Source organism: Micromonospora sp. H61 (assembly GCF_018070325.1).
Taxonomy (GTDB): domain Bacteria; phylum Actinomycetota; class Actinomycetes; order Mycobacteriales; family Micromonosporaceae; genus Micromonospora; species Micromonospora salmantinae.
Map to the genome: position 1 here is coordinate 72,624 of NZ_JAGPXY010000005.1, position 15,794 is coordinate 88,417.

The window sequence follows — 15,794 nt, forward strand, 5'->3', positions numbered from 1 at the left end:
CAGCGCAGGCTGAATATCCTGTCTGTCCGTTGCCTCAGCGGGCCGGAACGCCCTTGACCGTCACCTGATCGGGTACATCCCGGACGACACAGGCACCGGCCCCGACCGTGCTGTCCCGCCCGATGCGAAGGCCCTGCAGCACTGCGGCGGTGGTCCCGACCAGTACGCCGGTGGCCAGGTGGCAGTCACCGGACACTGCGGCGAGCGGGTTGACCGATACGTAGTCGGCAAGTGTGCTGTCATGGCCGACGGTGGCGTTCTGGTTGAGATGCACGTGGCAGCCGAGGGTGACGTTCGTGGTGACCCGGGCGCCGGCAAAAGCGACGAACCCCGGCCCGTACTCGGTGTCCGGCCCGATGGTGGCGTCCGGGTGGACGAGGCTCGCGGCGGAAATGTGGTACCCGTCGATCCGGCTGCCGATGGCGCGGCGGACCCGCGGATCGCCGACCCCGATGAGGTACCGGGTGGTCGGGGGCGCATCCCGCAGCCAGGCCACATCCCCGAGGTACGGCACGTCGAGTCGCTGCAACCGCTTGAGGTTTTCCTCGGTGGGCCGGTCGTCGACGACGCCCAGCAGTTGCCAGATCGGCCGGCCAGCGGCCTCGTTCACCGCTCGGGCGATGGTGAGCACTTCCCGGCCGTGCCCGCCGCAGCCGACCACCACCAGTTCGGTCTTCACGCCGTGGACCCTCCTGAGCGGATGGCCAGGAACTCGTCGATCGCGCCGAACACTCTGGCGATCTGCGGTTCGGTCAGGGCGCTCCCGCTCGGCAGGGTGAGCCCGTTGGCGAAGAGTCGCTCCGACGCGCCCGTGAGCAGGCTCTCCGCGCCGGCGTGCATGGGCTGCAGGTGCATCGGTTTCCACACCGGCCGGGTCTCGATGTCCCGTTCGGCCAGGTGGGCAGCCAAGTCGTCGGCCCGCCAACCACACCGCTCCTGCTCGACTGTGATGACGGTGAGCCAGCAGTTCGACTCGGTGTCTTCGGCGCCGAGCAGTTGAACGCCCGGCACCGGGGCGAAGAGCTTGGCGTATTGGTCACGCAGTTGGCGTCGTCGCGCGATCATTCCGTCAAGCCGAAGCAACTGGGCCCGGCCGAGCGCCGCGAGGAGGTTGCTGAGTCGGTAGTTGTAGCCAGTCTCACGGTGTTCGTAGTGCCGCGCCGGCTCTCGGGCCTGTGTGGAGAGGTGGCGAGCGCGATCGAGGAGCGCCGGGTCGTCGGACACCAGCATTCCGCCACCGGACGTGGTCATGATCTTGTTGCCGTTGAACGAGAGCACACCGGCGTGCCCGAAGGAGCCGGCGGGCTGTCCCCGGTGGCTGGCCCCGAGGGCCTCTGCGGCGTCTTCCACCAAGGGGACCTCGGCCTCGGCGCAGACCGGGACCAGGGCGCGGTAGTCGGCGCAGCTGCCGAACATGTCCACCGGGACGATCGCCCCCACCCGCTCACCACCCGACAGCAGTCGGTGCAGCAGGTCAGCGGCGAGACCGACGTCGACGTTTCCGGTCCTGGGGTCGCAGTCGACGAAGACCGGACGCGCGCCGACGTACCGGACCGCGTTCGCGGTTGCCACGAAGGTGAGCGTGGGCACGATCACCACGTCGCCAGGTCCGACTCCGACACCGAGCAGGGCCAGGTGCAGGGCAGCGGTGCCGGAACTGACCGCGACGGCTCCGCCGGTGCCGACGCGCTCGGCGATGTCCCGTTCGAACGCCTGAAGATCCGGGCCGGCCGGTGCCACCCAACCCGAACGCAGGGCCGCGACCAGGTACGACTCCTCAAGCGGCCCGACATCGGGCGGGGACAGGTGGATGGTCTGGCTCATCGGCCGGCTCCCTGGGGAATCGTCATGCCGGTGTCCGGTCCCGCTGCGGTGGTGCTGGGCGTCGGTGCGTACCGAGGAACTCCGGCATGGTCGCGGACCCGGCCGCGTTGATGCCATCGCGGCGCAGCACGGTGCGCGCGGTCGCGACCAGGATCGACAGGTCAAGTCGGAGGTCGCGGCTGTCCACGTACTGCACGTCGAGGTCCAGCTTCTCCTCCCAGCTCAGACTGTTACGCCCGCGCACCTGGGCCAGCCCGGTGACACCGGGCCGTACCTCATGCCGGCGAGCCTGGCTGGTGGTGTAGCGATCGAGGTACTCGGGCAACAACGGGCGGGGGCCCACCAGGCTCATGTCGCCGCGTAGCACGTTCCAGAGCGTGGGCAGCTCGTCCAGGCTGGTGGCGCGCAGCCAGCGCCCCAGTGGCGTGAGTCGATCGCCGTCGCCGACCAAGCCGTGTCGGGGCGGTCGCATCGTGCGGAACTTGACCACCTCGAAGGGCTGGCCGTGCAGTCCGGCGCGGCACTGACGAAACAGCACCGGGCGGCCGAGGCCCACCATGACCAGGACCGCCACCACCAGCAGCAGGGGCGTGACCAGCACCAGCAGTACGCCCGCGAGGATCGCGTCGAAGACGCGCTTACCCGGGGCGGGTCGGGGCAGCGGCAAGGGGTGTTCGGGGGCGTTCGCGAGACCACCAGGCACTGGCACCGATCCGACCTCCGGGAGAAACGACAGAAAGACCGTGTAAGGGTTGTACCAGCACAAGCCAGCCAGTAGCTAAGAATGGCGACACTCATGCTGCTTCGCCCCGATCAACCCCGAAACGGCTCGGATGGACACGGCCTCGTGGGACGCCCGCCAGCGGTCCGGGCCGTCACGTCGGGCGGTAGGAGCGCGACCGGCCGGTCGGGCGAGCAGAGAATCAGCCGGTCGGGCCAGGGAACAATCGTGCTGCGCCTGACGTCCTTGCCGGCCTGCTCACCCTCGTGGTGCGGCAGGCGTGGTGGTGGCACCGGGCCCGTCGTCCAGCAGCCGGTTGAGCAGCGTCCGCAGCGGGATCGACTCACCGTCGCGGCCCCCCGCACCGACGACCAACGGCGCCGGGCTGGGCTGGGGGTCGACGCCGAACAGCCGGGCCCGCAGACCGCCCGGCACGGTCAGCAGGTGGAACCGGCCGGCCACGTCCACCGCCCGGGTTTCGGCCCGGTCGACGTACCAGCCGGTCAGCCCGGTCCGGTAGCGCCCACGCCCGTCGTATCCCCGGGCGAGCAGCCGGGTGGTGGGCAGCCCTCGCCGGGTCGCCTCGGCCACGAACCAGGCCACCAGCTCCGCCGCCTCCGCGTGCTCGGCGGCCCGCCGCCGCGCGTCCGCGTCGGCGTGCGCCCGCACCGCCTGCCGCTGCTGATCCCGCCACTCCCGGGCGTCTCGCTCACCCACGACGCCGACGGTACGCGAGCCGACTCAGTCGAGCACGGCCCGCAGCGTGTGCCGGGCGATGCCGGCCATCACCGGGTTGGTCTCGACGTAGTACGGCAGCGCGTTGATCGCCTGCTCCAGGGCCCAGCCGCGTCCCCGCTCCCACGTCGCGTCGTCCACGCCCAACGCCCGCCGGTACGTCTGCCGGGAACCCGCGTCGAACAGGTTCCACGCCGGCATCAGGTCCACCGCTGGATCGCCCACGCCGACCGCGCCCAGATCGATGACGGCGACCAGCCGGCCGTCGCGGACCAGCAGGTTGCCCGGCATCAGGTCGCCGTGGATCCACACGTCGGCGAGGTCGTCGCGGCGCGCGTCCCGGCACCGCTCCCACACCTCGCCGAGCGCGGTGGTGTCGGTGAGCGCGCCGCTGACCGCGAGCGCGGCCCGCACGCTGGCGTCCTCGGCGGCCAGCCGCCCGCCGCGCCCGTTCCCGGACCAGACCCGCCCGTCGGTGTCGATGCCGCGCAGGGCCGTCACCACGCCGGCCAGGTCCCGCGCGAAGACGTCGAGGTCGATGATCCGGTCAGGCTGGGCCGTCTCGCCCGGAATGAACTGGTACGCCGTCCACGGCCCGGGGTACCCGTCGCCCGGCTCGCCGAGGCCGAGCGGCTCGGGCACCGCGACCGGCAGGTGCCCGCCGAGCAGCACGGCGTACTCCTGCTCGCGCCGCAGCTCGGCGCGCAGCTCGGGATCGGTCGAGGGGAGCAGCGGAAACCGCAGCACGGTGTCCCGGCCGAGCCGGAACAGGGCGTTCACCGTGCCGGTCGAGGGGAGCGGCCGGACCGGCAGGCCCCGCCACCGGGGGAACTGCTCGGCCACCAGCGCGGAAACTACGTCCACGCTCACGTCCACCTGATCGGCGTGCATCCTCACCGCGAGATCATCGCCCCGAACCTCGCGGCCACGCGAGCGGATTTCCCACCGCCCGCGCAGGCCGCACCCGCGTCGATCTTGCACTTTCGGTCGTCGAAATAGGCGAATGGCGGCCTATGTCGGGACAGTAAGTGCAAGATCGACGGAGAGGGGCGGCTCGGCTTCGTGAGACGGAACGGGGCGGGGTTGCTGTGCTGAACGGGGTCAGGCCAGTCCGGCGCGGCGCAGGGCTTCGGCCATCGCGTCGTTGGCCGGCGCCGGTGCGCCCTGCCGCTGCTGCCCGCCGCGACCACCCTGCCCGCCGCCGCGACCTCCCTGCCCGCCGCGACTGTCCTGTCCGCCTCGACCGGCCTGGCCTTCGCGACCGCCCTGGCCGCCGCCGCGACTGTCCTGGCCTTCGCGACCGCTCTGGCCGCCGCCGCGACCACCCTGCGGCGCGCGCTGCGCCGGGCCGCCCCGCCCCTCCTGGCTCGTCCGACCGCCGCCGCCACCACTGCTGGCGGTCGGCTCGTCGTCCAGGCGCAGGGTCAGCGAGATCCGCTTGCGGGGTACGTCCACGTCGAGCACCCGGACCTTGACCACGTCGCCGGACTTCACCACCTCGCGAGGGTCCTTCACGAAGGTCCGGGACATCGCCGAGACGTGCACCAGACCGTCCTGGTGCACCCCGACGTCGACGAACGCGCCGAACGCGGCCACGTTGGTGACCACGCCCTCCAGCACCATCCCCGTCGTCAGGTCGCTGATCTTCTCCACCCCCTCGACGAAGGTGGCGGTGCGGAACTCCGGGCGGGGGTCCCGGCCCGGCTTCTCCAACTCGGCGAGGATGTCGGTGACGGTGGGGAGGCCGAACCGGTCGTCGACGAAGTCGGTGGCCCGCAGCCCGCGCAGGATGCCGCTCTTGCCGATCACCGAGCGCAGGTCCTGCCCGGTGGTGGAGAGGATGCGTCGCACCACCGGGTACGCCTCGGGGTGCACGCTGGAGGAGTCCAGCGGGTCGTCGCCACCGGGGATGCGCAGGAAGCCGGCGCACTGCTCGAACGCCTTCGGCCCGAGCCGGGCCACCTTCTTCAGCTCGGTACGCGTACGGAACGGCCCGTTGGCGTCCCGGTGCAGCACGATGTTCTCGGCCAGGCCGGCGCCGATCCCGGAGACCCGGGTCAACAGTGGCGCGGAGGCGGTGTTGACGTCCACTCCGACCGCGTTCACGCAGTCCTCCACTACCGCGTCCAGCGACCGGGACAGCTTCACCTCGGACAGGTCGTGCTGGTACTGACCGACGCCGATCGAGCGCGGGTCGATCTTGACCAGCTCCGCGAGGGGGTCCTGGAGACGGCGGGCGATGGAGACCGCGCCGCGCAGCGACACGTCCATCCCGGGCAACTCCTGCGAGGCGTACGCGGAGGCGGAGTAGACCGACGCGCCGGCCTCGGAGACCATCACCTTGGTCAGGTTGAGCTGCGGGTGCCGGGCGATCAGCTCACCGGCGAGCTTGTCGGTCTCGCGGGAGGCAGTGCCGTTGCCGATCGCGATCAGCTCCACCCCGTGCGCCCCGGCCAGCCGGGCGAGGGTCTCCACCGACGCGTCCCACTGCCGGCGCGGCTCGTGCGGATAGATCGTGTCGGTGGCGAGCACCTTGCCGGTGGCGTCCACCACTGCCACCTTCACACCGGTCCGCAGGCCCGGGTCCAGGCCCATCGTGGGCCGGGTGCCGGCCGGCGCGGCGAGCAGCAGGTCCCGCAGGTTGGTGGCGAAGACCCGGACGGCCTCCTCCTCGGCGGCCTGCCACAGCCGCATCCGCAGGTCCGCGCCGAGGTGGATGAGGATCCGGGTACGCCACGCCCAGCGGACAGTGTCGATCAGCCAACGGTCGCCCGGGCGGCCCGCGTCGGACACCCCGAACCGGCCGGCGATGGCCGCCTCGTACCGGGTCGGGCCGGTCGGTACGGCGTCCGCCTCGCCCGCCTCCTCCGACTCCATGGTCAGGTCGAGCACGCCCTCCTTCTCGCCCCGGAACATCGCCAGGATCCGGTGCGAGGGCAGCTTCGGGTACGGCTCGGAGAAGTCGAAGTAGTCGGCGAACTTCGCGCCGGACGCCTCCTGGCCCTCGCGTACCCGGGAAACCAGCCGGCCCCGCGACCACATCTGCTCGCGCAGCGTGCCGATCAGGTCGGCGTCCTCCGCGAAGGTCTCGATGAGGATGGCCCGGGCGCCCTCGAGCGCGGCGGCGGCGTCGGCGACGCCCTTGTCCGCGTCGACGAACCCGGTGGCGGTGGCCCGCGGGTCCTGACCCGGGTCGGCCAGCAGCGTCTCGGCCAACGGCGCCAACCCGGCCTCGCGGGCGATCTGCGCACGGGTCCGCCGCTTCGGCTTGTACGGGAGGTAGATGTCCTCCAGCCGGGACTTCGAGTCGGCGGCCATGATCTGCGCTTCCAGCGCCTCGTCCAACTTGCCCTGGCCGCGGATCGACTCCAGCACCGCGGCCCGCCGCTCGTCCAGCTCGCGCAGGTAGCGCAGCCGCTCCTCCAGGGTGCGCAGCTGGGTGTCGTCGAGCAGGCCGGTGGCCTCCTTGCGGTAGCGGGCGATGAACGGCACTGTGGCGCCGCCGTCGAGCAGCTCCACGGCCGCCCGCACCTGACGCTCGGCCACGCCGAGCTCGTCGGCGATCCGCTGATGAACAGACTGGGTCACGATCTCGATCCGCCTTCGACTCGATCCGCCCTTCAAAGAGCGGGTACGCCTGCATTCTGCCGGGCGGGCCGTGGCGCTGTCGCCGCGCCCGGCCGGGGCGGGGGACCGAACCGCCGCGCCCGGCCGGGGTGACCGGCGGCGGTCCCGTCGGGCCTGCGCTAGCGTGGCGATCATGGAATCTGCTGCGGAGCCGCGCGCCCGGCGGCTCTTCGGCGGCAGCGCCCGGGCCCTCGGCGACCTCACGGCCAACCCGTTCCGCGCCGACCGGGACCGGATCGTCGGCTCGCCGTTCTTCGCCCGCCTCGGTGGTGTCACCCAGGTGATCAGCCCGGTCGGCTCCGGGCTGCTGGTGCACAACCGGCTCACCCACAGCCTCAAGGTCGCCCAGGTGGCCCGGGCGGTCGCCGAGCGGTTGAACGCCGACGAACGGTGGCGTGACCTGCTGGACAAGCTCGGCGGCTGCGACCCCGACGTGGTGGAGGCGGCAGCGCTCGCCCACGACCTCGGCCACCCACCGTTCGGTCACCTGGGGGAGCGCGTGCTGGACCGGCTGGCCCGCCAGCGTCTCGGCCTCTCCGACGGTTTCGAGGGCAACGCGCAGTCGTACCGCATCGTCACCAGCACCGAGATCCGCGGCGCGGCCACCACCGGGTTGGACCTGACCGCGGCGGTCCGCGCGGCCATGCTGAAGTACCCGTGGACCCGGCTGGACCACCCCGACCCGCACCCGCGCACAATGGACCCGCCGCCGCGCGGCGCCACCCCGCCGCCGGACGACCCGGAGAGCGGCTCGTCGAAGTTCGGCGCGTACCGGACCGAGCTGGACGACCTGCGGCAGGCCCGGGCGCCGTTCGCCGGTCGCATCCCGGACTGGCAGCAGACAGTGGAGGCGTCCGTGATGGACACCGCCGACGACATCGCGTACGCCATCCACGACGTGGAGGACTTCTACCGGGTCGGGGTGCTCCAGCAGGGTTCGGTCTCCGCCGAGTTGATGGCCTGGCAGCGTGAGAGCGGGCAACTGCGGGCGATCACCGACGCGGCGCTGGCCACGGCTGCCCGGCGACCCGGTGCTGCCATCGAGCGGCTACGCCGGCAACTGCACCGCAAGGACGCCTGGATCGCCGACGACGACGCGTTCGCCGCCGCCGTCGAGCACGTCCGCGAGGAATTGGTGGACGGGCTGCTCGCGATGCCGTTCGACGGCTCGATCGAGGCCGAGCAGTACGTTGCCCGGTTCTCCGCCCGTTGGTCCACCCGCTTCGTCGAGGCGATCACGGTCACCGAACAGCCGTCGGTGCGCTCCGGGCACGTGCTGCTGGGCTGCGCGCAGTGGCACGAGGTGCAGGTGCTCAAGTTCGTCCACCACCGGTTCGTGCTGGCCCGCCCGGATCTCGCCCTGCACCAGCGAGGCCAGGCCCGGCTGCTGGGCACCCTGGTCGAGGCGCTCTGGGAGTGGCTGCTCGACCCGGAGGAGGAGTCCCGGCTGCCCCGCCGGCTGCACGACCTGGTCGAGTTGGCCGAGGCGGAGCTGCACCCGCGTACCCCGGACCGGATCGGTCGTGCCCGGGGCCGAGCCATCGTGGACTTCGTCGCGCAGCTCACCGACGGTCAGGCGGTGGCCATGCTGGACGCGCTCTCCGGCCGGTCCGGCGCGCTCTGGACCGACGCGTTCGTGCTCTGACCCGGCTCAGGCGACGGCCTGCCACCAGCCGTCGACGGCGGGCGGCTCGTCGACCACCACCCGCTCGCCCGGCCGGGGCACGGCGAGCCGCACGTCGCGGGCCTTCGCCTCGGCCCACAGCCGGTCGACCGGCTCGGACCAGTCGTGCAGGGCCAGGTTGAACGTCGCCCAGTGCACCGGCACGAACAGCCCGCCGCGCAGGTCGAGGTGGGCGCTGACCGCCTCCTCCGGGAACATGTGGATCGTCGGCCAGGCCCTGTCGTACGCGCCGATCTGCATCAGCGTCACGTCGAACGGCCCGTGCTCGCCGCCGATCTCGGCGTACCCGTCGAAGTAGCCGGAGTCGCCGGTGTAGAAGACCTTGCGGCGTGCCCCGGCCACCACCCACGAACTCCAGAGCGTGCCGTCGCGGCGCAGCCCTCGTCCGGAGAAGTGCTGGGCGGCGGTGGCGGTGATCTCCAGGCCGGCGACCTGATGCGACTCGGACCAGTCCAGTTCGATGATCCGTTCGGCGGGTACGCCCCAGCGGTCCAGGTGCGCGCCCACGCCGAGCGGCACCAGGAACGGCGCGGACTGCCCGGCGAGCAGCGCCCGCACGGTGGCCATGTCGAGGTGGTCGTAGTGGTCGTGCGAGATCAGGATGGCGTCCAGCGGGGGTAGTTCGTCGATGCCCACCGGCGGCTCGTGCAGCCGGCGCGGGCCGACCAGACCCGAGGGGGAGCACCGCTCGCTCCAGACCGGGTCGAGCAGCACCCGCCGGCCCTCGATCTCGATCAGGGTCGAGGCGTGGCCGTACCAGACGATGTTGAGTTCGTCGGCGCTGTCGGCGGCCTCCGGCCCGCCGGCGCTGGGGCGCAGCAGCGGGACGGCCGCGGTCGGACGCCGCTTCTGCTTGCCGAAGATCAGCTCGCGGACCAGGTTGCGCCCCGGCTCGGCGATCATCGTGCGGGTGCCGGCCCGGTTGTGGAAGGTGCCCTCGCGGAACTGCGGCGAGCGGGCCGCCCGTTCGGCCCGCGCCCCGCTGAGCCGGCCACCCAGCGCCGCCGGCACATCCCGGGCGACCCAGGCCAGGCCGGCCAGCGCGGCCAGGCCAGCGGCGCCCCGCATCCGCCGCCCGAGCGACCGTTCGACGTCCGTGTTCTGCGCTCGTGCCATTGCCGTCCCTCCGACGTGTCCGCCCTACACGGTAGTCACCCGGACCGACCCGTGCCTCGGTGGTCGCCACGCCGGGTCGGTCACCGGCAGACGGCGACCGACCCGGGACGGTTTCACGGCGTGCTCTAGCCGCCGTTGCTGGGGCGTCGGGCGGTGATCCGGAACGTCTTGCCCACGCCCGCGATCCGGTCCACAGCGGCCAGGAACCTCGGGCCCATGGCGGCCCGGGCCTGCACCGCCGGGTGGGTCGCGCCGAAGTCCTCCGGGTTGGCCTGCCCGTCGGCGAAGAGAGCGTAGGTGAGCACCGCCGCGCCGGAGCGGTCGAAGATCACACCGGCCTCGTGCCGGGCGTCGGCGTACCACCCGGCCTTGGTGGCGATCCGGGCCCGCTCGTCGGAGGACATGGTGCGCCGGATGCCGTCGGTGAACGCCACCGGGGAGCGCAGGATGCCCAACAGGTACGTCGTCGACGCGGGGGAGAGCAGCGTGCCAGCGACCAGGGCGCGCAGCAGGTCGTGCGTCTCGCGGGGGGTGCTGGTGCCGAGGAAGAACCGGTTCGGGTTGGCCACCGGCTGGACCTGGGTGTTCGGAAAGCCCTTGGCGACCAGGATGGAGTTGATCTCGGCGGCCGGGGCGACCAGCCCGCACAGCCGCACCGCCGTGTCGTCCGAGACGGTCAGCAGGTTGGCCAGCACGTGCCCGACGGTCACCAGGCTCGGGTACGCGCCGTCCAGGCTGAAGATGCCGTCACCGCCCGGTACGACGATCGCCGCGCTCACCTCGACCTGCTGGTCCAGGGTGAGCAGCCCTCGGTCGACCTTGTCGAGCACCGCCGTGGCGACGGCGATCTTGTTGACGCTGTACGCCTCGATCCGCCGGTCCGCGTCGGCTTCCACCGCGACCACCGGCGCACCGGCCGGGTCGGCGACGCTGACGTACGCCTGCCAGTTGCCGCCGGCTGCGGCGCTGTGCTTGGTGAAGACGGAGGCGACCCGAAGGGCGGCCCGAGCGGGGGTGGTCGGCGACGCCTCGGTGGTCTCGGCGGCGCTCGCCGGGGCGGCGGCGCCCAGCACCGTGCCGGCGGTGGCCACAGTGCCCAACCCGAGTGCCGTTCTGCGGTTCAGTCGCATGGTCAATCGTCTCCCCGATCGTGGTGTGCCTGAGCGCTTGCTGGCCCACCACCCTAGGCGAGTTGATCGATGCACGATGCCCCCGAATATGTCCCGAACAGTCCCGAACAGGTCAACCGAACCGTCGGCGCAGTGCGGCGCCCACCGCACCGACCGATCCGGACACGAGTTGCCGCAGGTCGGGCAGGTGGCCGCCGCGTACCGCCTCGCCGGCCGGGTTCGCGGCGAAGACCGAGCCGTCGTGCGCGGCGACCGACCGTCCACTGAGGCCCGCCGCCCGCATCAACGGCCCGACGAGGACGTCGTAGACCCCCGGCAGTACGGTGAAGCCGGCCCGCAGCACCACGTTGAGCCGGCCCACCGACACCTCCCGGCGGGGCCGGTCCACACAGTCCACGATGGCCCGGGCCACCCGCTGCGGGCCGGCGACCGGCGGCGGAGGTCGCCCGATGCGGCCCAGATAGTTGGCCGCCTGCTGGTAAACAGGCGTGTCCACGCTGCCCGGGTTGACCAGACACAGCCGGATCTCCGGGCTGTCACGCAACTCCTGCTGCACCGTCCGGACCAGACCCTGCAACCCCCACTTGCTCGCCACGTACGCGCTCATGTAGGGCGCGGTGATGTGCCCGAGCACCGAACCGGTGAGGATCACAGTGCCGGCCCCGGTGGTCCGGAAGTGCCGCAGCGCCACCCGCACCGAGCCGGCCGCCCCGAGCAGATCGGTCCGCACCACCTGGTCGAAGACCCGTTCCGGCAGCTCGTCGAAGCGCCCGTAGGCCATCACCGCCGCCGTGTGCACCCACACGTCGACGCGGCCGAAGCGGTCGATCGCGGCGCCCGCGAGCGCGTCCAGCGCGTCCGCCTCGGTCACGTCGGTCGGCACGGTCAGCACGTCGACGTCGGCGCACTCAGCGCGTACCTCGGCAAGGGTCGTGGTGGCGCGAGCGGCGAGGACCAGGCGGTCTCCGCGCTCGGCGAACGCCCGGGCCGTCGCCCGGCCGATCCCGCTGCTCGCGCCAACGATCACGACCACCCGGCTCACGGCACCGGCTGCATTCGTGACTGCGGGGCTCGCAACCCCGGCTCACTCCTCGCACTCATGGTTCGAGCACGACCTTGATGCAGCCGTCCTCCTTCTTCTGGAACATCTCGTACGCCTGCGGCGCCCGGGCCAGCGGCACCCGGTGGGTACGCAGGTCCTCCACGCCCAGCGGGTCGTCGTCGCCGGAGAGCAGCGGCAGGATCTCGTCGGTCCACCGGCGCACGTGACACTGCCCCATCCGCAACTGGATGCCCCGGTCGAACATCTCCATCAGCGGCATCGGGTCCGCCTCGCCGCCGTACACCCCGGAGAGCGACACGGTGCCGCCGCGACGAACCGACTTGAGCGCCGCGTGCAGGACTGACAAGCGGTCCACGCCCGCCCGGTCGGTCATCGTCCGGGCCAGCTTGTCCGGCAACAGCCCGGCCGCGGTCTGGGCCAACTTCCCCGCCGGTGAACCGTGCGCCTCCATCCCGACCGCGTCGATCACCGCGTCCGGGCCGCGCCCGTCGACCAGATCGATCAACGCGCCCGGCACGTCGGACAGCTGGCTCACGTCGAGTACCTCGATGCCGTGCCGGCGGGCCAGCTCCAGCCGCTCGGGAACCAGATCCAGCCCGATCACCCGGCCCGCGCCGAGGTAGCGGCCGATCCGCGCGCAGAACTGCCCGACCGGGCCCAGGCCGAAGACGGCCAGGGTGCCACCCGGTGGGGTGTCCGCGTACTTCACCGCCTGCCAGGCGGTGGGCAGAATGTCGGACAGGTAGAGGTAGCGCTCGTCCGCGCCCGTCTGCGGGATCTTGATCGGCCCGAAGTGGGCCTGCGGGACGCGCAGGTACTCGGCCTGCCCGCCGGGCACCGAACCGTAGAGCGAGGTGTAGCCGAACAGGGACGCGCCCTTGCCCTCGCTGGTGACCTGGGTGGTCTCGCACTGCGCGTAGAGCTGGCGCGAACACATCCAGCAGCTGCCGCAGGCGATGTTGAACGGCACCACCACCCGGTCGCCCGGCTTGAGCCCGGTCACCTCCGACCCGACCTCCTCGACGATGCCCATCGGCTCATGACCCAGGACGTCACCCGGCTTCAGGTACGGCCCGAGCACCTCGTAGAGGTGCAGGTCGGAACCGCAGATCGCGGTCGAGGTGATCTTCACGATCGCATCGGTCGGCTCCTCGATCCGGGGGTCCGGCACCTCCTCGACCCGTACGTCCCGTTTGCCCTGCCAGGTCAAGGCCTTCATTTCACTCGTCTCCTCTCGACGCCGTCTCCGGAGACTGCTACCCGGGCGCGGGCACTTGAACCGGCTGCGCTCCAGGGCCGTCTCGGGCGAATCGGGTGCGTCGGCCCGTGAGCTGCGGCCGGCGAGTGGATCATGCATTGGGCCGGGCGGGGCGAGGTGGGCCTGCACCTGCTACGCCTCGGCGTCGCGAACATCGTTCGGCGCCGCTCCCGCCGCTCTGTGACCCATGCCACATGCGATCCCGTCAGCAATCGGGGCGCTGTCCCGCTCAACTCACGTGAGCACGCCAAAGGACAGGAGCAACACATGAAGCACCGCATCGTCGTTCTCGGTGCCGGCTACGCCGGAACCCACGTGGCCGGGAACCTGGCCCGCCGGCTGTCCCCGGTGGACACCGAGATCACCGTGGTCAACGTTGAGCCGGACTTCGTCGAGCGGCTGCGGCTGCACCAGCTCGCCGCCGGCCAGAAGATCGCGGCTCCGAAGCTCGCCAACGTCTTCGCGGACACGGGGATACGGCTGCGCCTGGCCCGTGTCAGCGCCGTAGACCCCGAGGGCCAGGTCGTCGCCGTGGCCGACGCCGATGGTGGCGGCGAGCTCGGCTACGACACGCTCGTCTACGCGCTCGGTAGCCACGGCAACGACTGTGGCGTCCCCGGCGTAGCCGAACACGCCTTCGACATCGCCGCCCGGCCCTCGGCGCTGCGTCTGCGCGAGCGCCTGGATAGCCTGGGCAGGCGCAGCGAATGCGGGAAGGTGCTGGTCGTCGGCGACGGGTTGACCGGCATCGAGACCGCCACCGAGATCGCCGAATCCCGGCCCGGCCTGTCGGTCACGCTGGTCGCCCGCGGCGAACTGGGTGCCCGGCTCTCCGCCGGGGCCCGCAGCCACCTGCGCGGGACCTGCGACCGGCTGGGCATCACCGTCCTGGAGCACACCTGCGTCGAAGCCGTCGAAGCGACGCGGGTGCTGTGCGCCGACGGCACTGGCCTGGCGTCAGACGCGACCGTGTGGACGGCGGGGTTCGCGGTCAGCCCCATCGCCGCCGCCAGCGGGCTGGAGGTCACCGGGAACGGTCAGATCGTCGTCGACCGCACCATGCGGTCGGTCTCGCACCCGAACGTCTACGCCGCTGGCGACAGCGCCTACGCCATCGGTGACAACGGCCAGCCGCTGCCGATGTCCTGCGCTTCGGCCGGCTACACCGGCATGCAGGCGATCGAAGCGATCGTGGGACGCCTGACCGGCCGCAAGATTGCGAACACCAAGCTGGGCTACCCGGGCAACCACATCAGCCTCGGGCGGCGGGACGGGATCCTGCAGATGGTCGACGACGAGGCGCACGCAAAGCCGAAGTATGTGGGCGGCCGGAAGGCCGCACGGGTCAAGGCGGGCATCCTCAAGACCTCGCTGTGGGCCGTCTCGCACCCGACCTTCGGCCTGCCCAAGCGCAGGCACCGCCTGATCGCGCTGCCGGATGCGTCCCGCCGGACAGACGGTCGCGTAGCCGCCTAGGTTGGTCCGCGTGGACAGCATCGCCGAGGATCGCTTCGACACCAGCCGGTTCGAGGCCAGCCGGAACCGGCTGGCCTCGCTGGCGTACCGGCTGCTGGGTTCCGCCGCCGAGGCCGAAGACGCCGTGCAGGATGCGTTCCTGCGCTGGCAGGCCGCCGACCGGCGGCGGATCAAGGTGCCGGAGGCATGGCTGACCAAGGTCGTCACCAACCTGTGCCTCGACCGGCTCCGCTCGGCACAGGCCCGCCGGGAACGCGCCGTGGGCGCCTGGCTGCCCGAACCGCTCCTTGACGGCGACCCGATGCTCGGCCCGGCCGACACGTTCGAGCAGCGCGAATCGGTCTCCCTGGCCGTGCTGACTCTCATGGAGCGCCTGTCACCCCTTGAGCGGGCCGTCTACCTCTTGCGCGAATCATTTTCCTACAGCCATTCCGATATCGGCGAGATCCTCGACATCACCGAGTCCGCAAGCCAGCAGCACCTCCACCGGGCCCGGCGCCACATCACCGCCGCCCGCCGCCGCAGCGGCGAGGTCGACCCGGCAGCTGCCCGCAGAATCGTCGAGGAATTCCTCGCCGCTGCCTCCTCGGGCCGCACCGAGCGGCTGGTGGCGCTGCTGACCGACGACGCGACCGCGATCTCCGACGGCGCCGGCCTGACCGAGACGCTGCTGCGGTACGACACTCCGCAGCGCATCGCCGCCGTCGTACGGGCCGGCTTCAAACCCACACCCGCGAAACGGCGACTTGCCGGCGGTACGCCCGCCATCCACTACGCGCTCGTCAACCGTGCCCCCGCCCTCCTCTTTGTGCTCGGCGACCAGGTCCTCGGTGCCGTGACGCTCGACATCAGCAACGGCAAGATCGCGACTGTGCGCGGCATCGCCGCCCCCATCCGCCTTGCCCGCCTGACCGAAGCCTGGCGGCAGCACGAACCGGACACGCCGCTCATCACCCAGTGGTGACGAGGTACTGGGACGAAACCCGCGCAGCTGGTCGTCATTTCGCGTACCACATGACGTACCGGCCGCTGCTTGCCGAACTCCGGCGTGAGCAGGGTGAGTGACCGGGCTGACGCGCCGTTACGCCAACCCCACCAGTTCGTCGGCGGAACCGGACCGCAACCGCCCAACCGAACGCCGACCGCCGACCGCCGAAACG

General features: G+C 71.9%; 13 protein-coding genes. 3 read left to right on the forward strand and 10 right to left on the reverse strand.

What is annotated here, in order from left to right:
• Positions 1 to 34: 34 nt before the first annotated feature.
• The 6 genes from KBX08_RS04905 to KBX08_RS04930 form a co-directional block, all read right to left on the reverse strand.
• Complete coding sequence (locus tag KBX08_RS04905) at positions 35 to 679, reverse strand: acetyltransferase (protein ID WP_210781344.1); 645 nt, start codon at positions 677 to 679, stop codon at positions 35 to 37.
• Positions 676 to 1,824 carry a DegT/DnrJ/EryC1/StrS aminotransferase family protein gene (locus tag KBX08_RS04910; protein ID WP_210781345.1) on the reverse strand — a complete coding sequence of 383 codons (1,149 nt, stop codon included), beginning with the start codon at positions 1,822 to 1,824 and terminating at the stop codon, positions 676 to 678. The genes KBX08_RS04905 and KBX08_RS04910 overlap by 4 nt, the downstream gene beginning before the upstream one ends.
• A gap of 22 nt (positions 1,825 to 1,846) precedes the next feature.
• Positions 1,847 to 2,533 (reverse strand): sugar transferase, encoded by a 687-nt coding sequence (locus tag KBX08_RS04915; protein ID WP_307850445.1) that lies wholly within the window; start codon positions 2,531 to 2,533, stop codon positions 1,847 to 1,849.
• Between the two features lie 270 nt (positions 2,534 to 2,803).
• On the reverse strand, positions 2,804 to 3,262 hold the full coding sequence (locus KBX08_RS04920; protein ID WP_210781346.1) for a hypothetical protein: 459 nt from the start codon (positions 3,260 to 3,262) through the stop codon (positions 2,804 to 2,806).
• Between the two features lie 24 nt (positions 3,263 to 3,286).
• Positions 3,287 to 4,171 carry an aminoglycoside phosphotransferase family protein gene (locus KBX08_RS04925; RefSeq protein ID WP_210781405.1) on the reverse strand — a complete coding sequence of 295 codons (885 nt, stop codon included), beginning with the start codon at positions 4,169 to 4,171 and terminating at the stop codon, positions 3,287 to 3,289.
• 210 nt (positions 4,172 to 4,381) lie between these two features.
• On the reverse strand, positions 4,382 to 6,868 hold the full coding sequence (locus KBX08_RS04930) for a Tex family protein (protein ID WP_210781347.1): 2,487 nt from the start codon (positions 6,866 to 6,868) through the stop codon (positions 4,382 to 4,384).
• A gap of 172 nt (positions 6,869 to 7,040) precedes the next feature.
• On the opposite strand from KBX08_RS04930, the gene KBX08_RS04935 reads away from it, so the two are divergent.
• Positions 7,041 to 8,552, forward strand: coding sequence for a deoxyguanosinetriphosphate triphosphohydrolase family protein (locus KBX08_RS04935; protein ID WP_210781348.1), 1,512 nt, complete (start codon positions 7,041 to 7,043; stop codon positions 8,550 to 8,552).
• Between the two features lie 6 nt (positions 8,553 to 8,558).
• Here the strand turns inward: KBX08_RS04935 and KBX08_RS04940 are convergent, their stop codons facing one another.
• The 4 genes from KBX08_RS04940 to KBX08_RS04955 all read right to left on the reverse strand — a co-directional run bounded on the left by KBX08_RS04940 (position 8,559) and on the right by KBX08_RS04955 (position 13,119).
• On the reverse strand, positions 8,559 to 9,659 hold the full coding sequence (locus KBX08_RS04940; RefSeq protein WP_210781406.1) for an MBL fold metallo-hydrolase: 1,101 nt from the start codon (positions 9,657 to 9,659) through the stop codon (positions 8,559 to 8,561).
• A gap of 173 nt (positions 9,660 to 9,832) precedes the next feature.
• The gene (locus KBX08_RS04945; protein ID WP_238688080.1) at positions 9,833 to 10,837 is read right to left on the reverse strand and encodes a serine hydrolase; all 1,005 of its coding nucleotides are present in this window, start codon (positions 10,835 to 10,837) and stop codon (positions 9,833 to 9,835) included.
• A 112-nt stretch (positions 10,838 to 10,949) separates the two neighbouring features.
• Positions 10,950 to 11,879, reverse strand: coding sequence for an SDR family NAD(P)-dependent oxidoreductase (locus tag KBX08_RS04950; RefSeq protein WP_210781350.1), 930 nt, complete (start codon positions 11,877 to 11,879; stop codon positions 10,950 to 10,952).
• A gap of 55 nt (positions 11,880 to 11,934) precedes the next feature.
• On the reverse strand, positions 11,935 to 13,119 hold the full coding sequence (locus KBX08_RS04955; RefSeq protein ID WP_210781351.1) for a zinc-dependent alcohol dehydrogenase: 1,185 nt from the start codon (positions 13,117 to 13,119) through the stop codon (positions 11,935 to 11,937).
• Between the two features lie 306 nt (positions 13,120 to 13,425).
• On the opposite strand from KBX08_RS04955, the gene KBX08_RS04960 reads away from it, so the two are divergent.
• Together KBX08_RS04960 and KBX08_RS04965 are read left to right on the forward strand one after the other, a co-directional pair.
• Entirely contained in the window at positions 13,426 to 14,634 is a 1,209-nt protein-coding gene (locus KBX08_RS04960; RefSeq protein ID WP_210781407.1) for an NAD(P)/FAD-dependent oxidoreductase, read from the forward strand.
• 10 nt (positions 14,635 to 14,644) lie between these two features.
• Complete coding sequence (locus KBX08_RS04965) at positions 14,645 to 15,598, forward strand: sigma-70 family RNA polymerase sigma factor (RefSeq protein WP_210781352.1); 954 nt, start codon at positions 14,645 to 14,647, stop codon at positions 15,596 to 15,598.
• Positions 15,599 to 15,794 lie beyond the last annotated feature (196 nt).

Coding starts and splice junctions, on each gene's coding strand:
- KBX08_RS04910 (WP_210781345.1), bottom strand. CDS start 1,824: ATGAGCCAGACCATCCACCTGTCCCCGCCCGATGTCGGGCCGCTTGAG.
- KBX08_RS04925 (WP_210781405.1), bottom strand. CDS start 4,171: ATGCACGCCGATCAGGTGGACGTGAGCGTGGACGTAGTTTCCGCGCTG.
- KBX08_RS04935 (WP_210781348.1), top strand. CDS start 7,041: ATGGAATCTGCTGCGGAGCCGCGCGCCCGGCGGCTCTTCGGCGGCAGC.
- KBX08_RS04940 (WP_210781406.1), bottom strand. CDS start 9,659: ATGCGGGGCGCCGCTGGCCTGGCCGCGCTGGCCGGCCTGGCCTGGGTC.
- KBX08_RS04945 (WP_238688080.1), bottom strand. CDS start 10,837: ATGCGACTGAACCGCAGAACGGCACTCGGGTTGGGCACTGTGGCCACC.
- KBX08_RS04955 (WP_210781351.1), bottom strand. CDS start 13,119: ATGAAGGCCTTGACCTGGCAGGGCAAACGGGACGTACGGGTCGAGGAG.
- KBX08_RS04960 (WP_210781407.1), top strand. CDS start 13,426: ATGAAGCACCGCATCGTCGTTCTCGGTGCCGGCTACGCCGGAACCCAC.